This is a genomic window from Pseudomonas sp. K5002 (genome assembly GCF_013386655.1).
In the GTDB taxonomy this organism is placed as follows: Bacteria; Pseudomonadota; Gammaproteobacteria; order Pseudomonadales; family Pseudomonadaceae; genus Aquipseudomonas.
The window spans coordinates 1-7824 of the sequence record NZ_JACARK010000479.1; the positions used below are offsets into that span (position 1 = coordinate 1).

Here is a 7824-nt window from a genome sequence, read left to right on the forward strand (position 1 = left end):
ACCGCCAAACCTGACAATGATCCCCTGTGGCGAGGGAGCTTGCTCCCGCTCGGCTGCGCAGCAGTCGTAAAATCAGCGCCCGCGTTGTTTCAGGAAGAATGCATTGGGACCGCTTCGCGCTCCAGCGGGAGCAAGCTCCCTCGCCACAAAAAGCCTTAAAAACACCAGCCGCAGGCCTTTGCTTGCCGCTGGGTGCAGCGGTCTTTAGACTTACGCCTCATTTAAACGAGAGCAGGGTCGATGCCAACTGCCTTCCCCCCCGATTCTGTTGGACTGGTCGTGCCCCAAGTGGCGCACTTCAGCGAACCGCTGGCCCTGGCCTGCGGCCGTTCGCTGCCCGCCTACGACCTGATCTATGAAACCTACGGCCAACTGAACGCCACGGCCAGCAATGCCGTGCTGATCTGCCACGCCCTGTCCGGCCACCACCACGCTGCGGGTTTCCACAGCATGGACGAGCGCAAGCCCGGCTGGTGGGACAGCTGCATCGGCCCCGGCAAGCCCATCGACACCAACAAGTTCTTCGTGGTCAGCCTGAACAACCTCGGCGGCTGCAACGGCTCCACCGGCCCCAGCAGCCTCAACCCGGAAACCGGCAAGCCGTTTGGCGCCGATTTCCCGGTATTGACCGTGGAAGACTGGGTGCACAGCCAGGCGCGCCTGGCCGACGTACTGGGCATCGCCCAATGGGCCGCCGTGATCGGCGGCAGCCTGGGCGGCATGCAGGCCCTGCAATGGACCATCACCTACCCGGACCGCGTGCGCCATTGCCTGGCCATCGCCTCGGCCCCCAAGCTGTCGGCGCAGAACATCGCCTTCAACGAAGTGGCGCGCCAGGCGATCCTGACCGACCCCGAGTTCCACGGCGGTTCGTTCCAGGAAGCGGGCGTGATCCCCAAGCGCGGGCTGATGCTCGCGCGCATGGTCGGGCACATCACCTACCTGTCGGATGACTCCATGGGCGAGAAATTCGGCCGTGGCCTCAAGAGCGAAAAGCTCAACTACGACTTCCACAGCGTCGAATTCCAGGTCGAGAGCTACCTGCGTTATCAGGGCGAGGAGTTTTCCGGGCGTTTCGACGCCAACACCTACCTGCTGATGACCAAGGCCCTGGACTACTTCGACCCGGCGGCGAATTTCGACGATGACCTGGCGCGCACCTTCGAGGCGGCCACCGCCAAGTTCTGCGTGATGTCGTTCACCACCGACTGGCGCTTCTCCCCGGCCCGCTCGCGGGAATTGGTGGATGCGCTGATGGCCGCCAAGAAAGACGTCTGCTACCTGGAGATCGACGCACCGCAAGGCCACGACGCCTTCCTGATCCCGATCCCGCGCTACCTGCAGGCCTTCAGCAACTACATGAATCGAATAGCACTGTGAGAACGCCATGAGAGCCGACCTGGAAATCATCCAAGACTGGATCCCCGCCGGCAGCCGCGTGCTCGACCTCGGTTGCGGCGATGGCGAACTGCTGAGCTGGCTGCGCGACAACAAGCAAGTCACCGGCTATGGCCTGGAAAACGACCCGGACAACATCGCCCAGTGCGTGGCCAAGGGCATCAACGTGATCGAGCAGGACCTGGACAAGGGCCTCGGCAACTTTGCCAGCAACAGCTTCGACATCGTGGTCATGACCCAGGCCCTGCAAGCCGTGCACTACCCGGACCGGATCCTCGACGAAATGTTGCGCGTCGGCCGCCAGTGCATCATTACTTTCCCCAATTTCGGCCACTGGCGTTGCCGCTGGTACCTGGCCACCAAGGGCCGCATGCCGGTGTCGGACTTCCTGCCGTACACCTGGTACAACACGCCCAACATCCACTTCTGCACCTTTGAAGACTTCGAAGCGCTGTGCGGCGAGCGCGAAGCCAAAGTCATCAACCGCCTTGCCGTCGATCAACAGCATCGTCACGGCTGGGCGAGTAAGCTATGGCCCAACCTGCTGGGTGAGATCGGGATCTACCGGGTCAGCAGCCCGGGCCTGACGGACCACCAGATTGCCGTCTAACCATTTTCAAGGAGGACGATCATGAGTCGCCTGGCTGTTTTTCTACTCACCGCGTGCCTGAGCGTCAGCGCTATGGCGGCGGATGTTATCGATGGTAATCGTCAGAAAGAATTCGGCGATATCACGGTGCACTACAACACCCTGACCACCAGCTTCCTGACGCCGGAAATGGCTCAGGAAGCCGGGATCGTACGCAGCAAAGAGCTGGGCATGATCAATGTGTTCGTAAACAAGGGCGTCGAATCGATAGACGCCACCGTTACCGGCACAATCAAGGATCTGGGCGGCAAGAGCGAGATGCTGACGTTCAAGAAAATCACCCAGAAAGGTTCTACGCTTTACGTCGCCCAGTACCCGGTGCCGCAGCAGGAAACCAAGATTTTCACCATCAACGTTGAAACCGGTGGCAAAGCCCACGGTTTCAGTTTCAACCAGGAACTGTTTCCGGCGCAATGATGAACCTTACTCAACTCGTACTGGCCAGCCATAACGCCGGCAAGCTCAAAGAACTCCAGGCCATGCTCGGCGACTCGGTGCAACTGCGCTCGATTGGCGAGTTCAGCCAGATAGAGCCGGAAGAGACCGGCCTGTCGTTTGTCGAGAACGCCATCCTCAAGGCCCGCAACGCCGCGCGTATTTCCGGCCTGCCGGCACTGGCTGACGATTCGGGCCTGGCCGTGGACTTCCTGGGCGGCGCGCCTGGCATCTACTCGGCACGTTACGCCGACGGTAAAGGCGACGCGGCCAACAACGCCAAGCTGCTGGACGCCCTCAAGGACGTGCCCGACGCGATGCGCGGCGCGCAGTTCGTCTGCGTGCTTGCCCTGGTGCGTCACGCCGATGATCCATTACCGATCCTCTGTGAAGGCCTGTGGCACGGGCGCATCCTGCACGCGGCCAGCGGCGAGCACGGCTTTGGCTACGACCCGCTGTTCTGGGTGCCGGAGCGCAATGTCTCCAGCGCCGAATTGAGCCCGGCCGACAAGAACCAGATCAGCCACCGCGCCCGCGCAATGGATTTGCTGCGCCAGCGCCTGGGCCTGAAATGACCCAAAACACCTCCGCGCAGCCACTGATTCTCGGTGGCGCGCAAACACCTCGGGCGGCCCTGCCTCACCTGCCGCCCCTGGCGCTGTATATCCACATCCCGTGGTGCGTGCGCAAATGCCCCTATTGCGACTTCAACTCCCACACCGCCAGCAAGGTGCTGCCGGAGGAAGAGTACGTCGACGCGTTGCTGGCCGACCTCGATCAGGACCTGCACGCGGTGTACGGCCGTGAGCTGAGTTCGATCTTTTTCGGCGGCGGCACCCCAAGCCTGTTCAGCGCCGCTGCCCTGGGCCGGTTGCTCAAGGGCGTGGAAGCGCGCATCCCGTTTGCCGGCGATATCGAGATCACCCTGGAAGCCAACCCCGGTACCTTCGAGCAAGAGAAGTTCGTGGCGTACCGCAAGCTGGGGATCAATCGGCTGTCGATTGGCATCCAGAGTTTCCAGCAGGAAAAACTCGAAGCCCTGGGCCGCATCCACAACGGTGACGAAGCCGTGCGTGCCGCCGGCATGGCGCGCCAGGCCGGGTTCGACAACTTCAACCTGGACTTGATGCACGGTTTGCCCGATCAGTCCCTGGAGGACGCCCTGGGCGACCTGCGCCAGGCCATTGCCCTCAAGCCCACGCATCTGTCCTGGTATCAACTGACCCTGGAACCCAACACCGTGTTCTGGAACCAGCCGCCCGTGCTGCCGGAAGACGACACCCTGTGGGACATCCAGGAAGCCGGCCAGGCGCTGCTCGCCGAACACGGTTACGCCCAGTACGAAGTCTCGGCCTACGCCCAACCGGGCCGGCCGGCGCGGCATAACCTGAACTACTGGAGCTTTGGCGATTTTATCGGCATCGGCGCCGGTGCCCACGGCAAGCTCAGCCATCCGGATGGGCGCATCGTGCGCACCTGGAAAACCCGGGCGCCGAAGGACTACCTCAACCCGGCGAAAAACTACCAGGCCGGCGCGAAAGAACTGACCAACGAAGAGTTACCGTTCGAGTTCCTGATGAACGCCCTGCGCCTCACCGACGGCGTCGAAGCCAGGCTTTACGCCGAGCGTACCGGCCTCGAACTGGCCAGCCTCGATGAAGCTCGCCGCGAGGCAGAACAAAGTGGCCTGATGCAGGTCGAACCGTCACGCCTGGCGGCCACCGACCGCGGGCAACTCTTTCTCAATGACCTGCTGCAGAAGTTTTTGAGCTGATTGCTCTTAAGGAAATCGAATGGATCTGGTACTCGACCTGCTCGCCACCGTATCCCGCTGGAGCCGTAGCAACCTGTCGGAAATCTCCCTGGCGTTGGTAGGCTGCCTGCTGGTGCTGTTTGGCGCCGACATCAAGGGCTGGGTCGAAGCACGGCTGGGCAGCATCGCGGGTGCGCTGCGCGTGCCGCTGATGGCGCTGGTGTGCATGATCGGCAGCGGTGCAGCACTGATCTATGCCACGCCGTGGATTGTTCGCGGGTTGAGCCAGTTCAACAACTACAGCCTGGCGCCGGTGTTGTTGGTGGTGCTGGTGTTGATTGGGGTGGTGGCGGATCGCCGCTGACCTTAAGCGCGGCACAAAACAAATGTGGGAGCGGGCTTGCTCGCGAATGCGGTGTGTCAGTCAGCGTAAATGTCGACTGATCTACCGCATTCGCGAGCAAGCCCGCTCCCACATTTTTTACTGCATTTCAAGCCTGGGACTTATCAGTCCACTTTCTCGAACTTCAAATCCCAAACCCCATGCCCGAGTCGCTCGCCGCGACGTTCGAACTTGGTGATCGGCCGCTCGGCCGGGCGCGGGACGCATTTGCCATCTTCCGCCAGGTTGCGGTAGCCAGGGGCGACGTTCATTACTTCCAGCATGTACTCGGCATACGGTTCCCAGTCGGTGGCCATGTGCAGGATGCCGCCCACTTTCAGCTTGCTGCGCACCAGTTCCGCGAAAGAAGCCTGGACGATGCGGCGCTTGTGGTGGCGGCTCTTGTGCCAGGGGTCCGGGAAGAACAGCATCAGGCGGTCGAGGCTGTTGTCGGCGATGCAGCGGTTGAGCACTTCGATCGCGTCGCAGTCGTAGACCCGCAGGTTGGTCAGGCCCTGAGTCAGCACGCCGTTCAGCAGCGCGCCAACACCCGGACGGTGTACTTCAACCCCGATAAAATCCTGCTCCGGCGAAGCCGCGGCCATTTCCAGCAGGGAATGGCCCATGCCGAAGCCAATCTCCAGGGAGCGTGGTGCCGAGCGGCCAAACACCTGGTCGTAATCCACCGGCGCGTCTGCCAGCGGCAGGACGAACAGCGGCGTGCCCTGCTCCAGGCCCTTTTGCTGGCCCTCGGTCATGCGACCGGCGCGCATCACAAAACTCTTGATGCGGCGGTGCTTGGACTCGTCGCCTTCTTCCAGGGTGTTCGGCGTTTCGTTTGATTCAGTCATCAATGGCTCTTACTTGATCAGACCATCCAGCGGCGAGGAGGCGCTGGCGTAAAGTTTTTTCGGCATGCGCCCGGCGAGGTACGCCAGGCGGCCGGCGACAATTGCGTGGTTCATGGCTTCAGCCATCAGGACCGGCTGCTGCGCATGGGCGATGGCCGAGTTCATCAGCACCGCATCGCAACCCAGTTCCATGGCGATGGTGGCGTCGGAGGCAGTGCCCACGCCCGCATCCACCAGCACCGGGATCCTGGCTTCTTCGAGGATGATCTGCAGGTTGTACGGATTGCAGATGCCCAGGCCGGAACCGATCAGGCCGGCCAGCGGCATCACCGCGATGCAGCCGATTTCCGCCAATTGACGGGCAATGATCGGGTCATCACTGGTGTAGACCATCACGTCGAAGCCTTCCTTGACCAGGGTTTCGGCGGCCTTGAGGGTTTCGATCACGTTGGGGAACAGGGTTTTCTGGTCGGCCAGCACTTCCAGCTTCACCAGGTTGTGGCCGTCGAGCAGCTCACGGGCCAGGCGGCAGGTGCGCACGGCTTCGATGGCGTCGTAGCAACCGGCGGTGTTCGGCAGGAAGGTGTAGCGATCCGGCGACAGCACTTCGAGCAGGTTCGGCTCGCCCTCGATCTGGCCGAGGTTGGTGCGGCGCACGGCGAAAGTAACGATCTCGGCGCCCGAGGCTTCGATGGCCAGGCGGGTTTCTTCCATGTCGCGGTACTTGCCGGTGCCGACCAGCAGACGCGACTGGAAGGTACGACCGGCCAGGACGAAAGGCTTGTCGATACGAACGATGCTCATGGGAAATCCTCGAGTTGGGGTGAGGTTCTGCAGAATGCGGGTTGGCGCCCTGGAGCGCCGGACGGCTAGCCGCCGCCGATGGCGTGGACCACTTCGACCTGGTCACCCTCGGTGAGCGCGGTCTCGACGTGCTGGCTACGCGGGACGATATCCTGGTTGAGCTCCACTGCGACGCGGCGTCCGGTCAAGTCCAGACGGGTCAGCAGGGCCGCAACGGTTTCACCGTCGGGCAGTTCAAAGGGTTCGCCGTTCAACTGAATGCGCATGCCACGGGCCGCCATCGTTTTTAGGGGCCAGCATTCTAGCGTGATTGACGTTGCTGGCCCAAGCCCCTTGGTCAGGCAGCCTGTAGACGCCACGCCGCCAAACCGAGGAAGAACCAGCCCAGCAGGAACGCCAGGCCACCAAACGGGGTGATGATGCCGAGCTTGCTGATGCCGGTCATGGTCAGCACATACAGGCTGCCGGAGAACAGCAGGATGCCCACGGCAAAAGACACACCCGCCCACGTCACCAGCCTGCCCGGGATGTGCGCCGCCAACAGTGCCACGCCGAACAGCGCCAGGGTGTGCACCAACTGGTAGGTCACGCCGGTGTGGAAAATCGCCAGGTACTCGGCGCTCAGGCGGTTTTTCAGGCCGTGGGCGGCAAACGCACCCAGGGCGACGCCGGTGAAGCCGAAAAAGGCAGCCAGCATCAGAAAGCCACGCAACATGAGGAACTCCAGTCAGACTCAGGGGGCAGGGTCTGTATAATGGCCCGCTCAACGGGTTCGGCCAAGCCATCTCTATGCTGCGTCTCCTCTTCAAGCGTTTTCTCAAAGCCCTCAAGTGGTTTGCCATCGGCAGCGTGCTGCTGGTGCTGCTGTTCCGTTTCGTGCCACCACCGGGCACTGCGCTGATGGTTGAGCGCAAGGTCGAGTCCTGGGTCGACGGCGAGCCGATTGACGTACAGCGCACGTGGGTGCCGTGGGATCAGATCTCCGACGAACTGAAAGTGGCGGTGATGGCCGGCGAAGACCAGCGCTTCCCGCAACATTGGGGTTTTGATTTCGGCGCGATCCAGGCGGCGTTGCTGCATAACGAGCGCGGCGGTTCGATTCGCGGCGCCAGCACCTTGAGCCAGCAGGTGTCGAAGAATCTGTTTTTGTGGACCGGCCGCAGCTATTTCCGCAAGGGCCTGGAAGCCTGGTTTACCGGGCTGATCGAGATTCTCTGGCCCAAGCAGCGAATTCTTGAGGTGTACCTCAACAGCGTGGAGTGGGATGAAGGCGTGTTCGGCGCCGAAGCGGCGGCCCGGCATCACTTTGGCGTGAGCGCCAAGGCGCTGACCCGCCAGCAGGCCAGCTACCTGGCGGCGGTGCTGCCTAATCCGCGGGTGTGGAGTGCCAGCCATCCAACGTCGTATGTCGCGCGACGGGCGGCGTGGATTCGGCAGCAGATGAGTCAGTTGGGTGGCGACAGCTATTTGAATGAGCTGAACAACTCGCGCAAGGCGCCTTGGGCTGACTGACACCCCACAAAACAAATGTGGGAGCGGGCTTGCTCGCGAA

The 7824-nt window shown here is 62.3% G+C and carries 11 protein-coding genes; 7 read left to right on the forward strand and 4 right to left on the reverse strand.

Features of this window, described 5'->3' with window-relative positions:
* Positions 1–240 precede the first annotated feature (240 nt).
* Genes HX846_RS20965 through HX846_RS20990 form a run of 6 tightly spaced genes read left to right on the forward strand, consistent with a single transcriptional unit; the run spans position 241 to position 4599 of the window.
* Positions 241–1380, forward strand: a complete 1140-nt coding sequence (locus HX846_RS20965; RefSeq protein WP_008434158.1) for a homoserine O-acetyltransferase — start codon at positions 241–243, stop codon at positions 1378–1380.
* A 7-nt stretch (positions 1381–1387) separates the two neighbouring features.
* Entirely contained in the window at positions 1388–2008 is a 621-nt protein-coding gene (metW, locus tag HX846_RS20970; protein WP_003213768.1) for a methionine biosynthesis protein MetW, read from the forward strand.
* Positions 2009–2029: 21 nt separating this feature from the next.
* Complete coding sequence (locus HX846_RS20975) at positions 2030–2464, forward strand: DUF4426 domain-containing protein (RefSeq protein WP_003213770.1); 435 nt, start codon at positions 2030–2032, stop codon at positions 2462–2464.
* Positions 2461–3057: an RdgB/HAM1 family non-canonical purine NTP pyrophosphatase gene (rdgB, locus tag HX846_RS20980; protein ID WP_178966030.1), complete on the forward strand. Its 597-nt coding sequence runs from the start codon at positions 2461–2463 to the stop codon at positions 3055–3057. The genes HX846_RS20975 and rdgB overlap by 4 nt, the downstream gene beginning before the upstream one ends.
* Positions 3054–4256 carry a radical SAM family heme chaperone HemW gene (hemW, locus tag HX846_RS20985; protein WP_008434163.1) on the forward strand — a complete coding sequence of 401 codons (1203 nt, stop codon included), beginning with the start codon at positions 3054–3056 and terminating at the stop codon, positions 4254–4256. The genes rdgB and hemW overlap by 4 nt, the downstream gene beginning before the upstream one ends.
* A 19-nt stretch (positions 4257–4275) precedes the next feature.
* Positions 4276–4599, forward strand: coding sequence for a DUF3392 domain-containing protein (locus tag HX846_RS20990; RefSeq protein ID WP_003213776.1), 324 nt, complete (start codon positions 4276–4278; stop codon positions 4597–4599).
* 143 nt (positions 4600–4742) lie between these two features.
* On the opposite strand, the gene trmB is transcribed toward HX846_RS20990, so the two are convergent.
* From trmB to HX846_RS21010, 4 genes are all read right to left on the reverse strand, one after another.
* Positions 4743–5468, reverse strand: a complete 726-nt coding sequence (gene trmB / locus HX846_RS20995; RefSeq protein WP_003213778.1) for a tRNA (guanosine(46)-N7)-methyltransferase TrmB — start codon at positions 5466–5468, stop codon at positions 4743–4745.
* 9 nt (positions 5469–5477) lie between these two features.
* Complete coding sequence (locus HX846_RS21000; protein ID WP_178966031.1) at positions 5478–6272, reverse strand: thiazole synthase; 795 nt, start codon at positions 6270–6272, stop codon at positions 5478–5480.
* Positions 6273–6337: 65 nt separating this feature from the next.
* Entirely contained in the window at positions 6338–6538 is a 201-nt protein-coding gene (gene thiS, locus HX846_RS21005) for a sulfur carrier protein ThiS (protein ID WP_008434168.1), read from the reverse strand.
* 71 nt (positions 6539–6609) lie between these two features.
* A complete protein-coding gene (locus HX846_RS21010; RefSeq protein ID WP_003213781.1) occupies positions 6610–6987 on the reverse strand; it encodes a DUF423 domain-containing protein in 378 nt (125 codons plus the stop codon).
* A gap of 74 nt (positions 6988–7061) precedes the next feature.
* Here HX846_RS21010 and mtgA point away from each other — a divergent pair, with 74 nt between their 5' ends.
* Positions 7062–7784 carry a monofunctional biosynthetic peptidoglycan transglycosylase gene (gene mtgA / locus HX846_RS21015; RefSeq protein ID WP_178966032.1) on the forward strand — a complete coding sequence of 241 codons (723 nt, stop codon included), beginning with the start codon at positions 7062–7064 and terminating at the stop codon, positions 7782–7784.
* Positions 7785–7824: the final 40 nt, after the last annotated feature.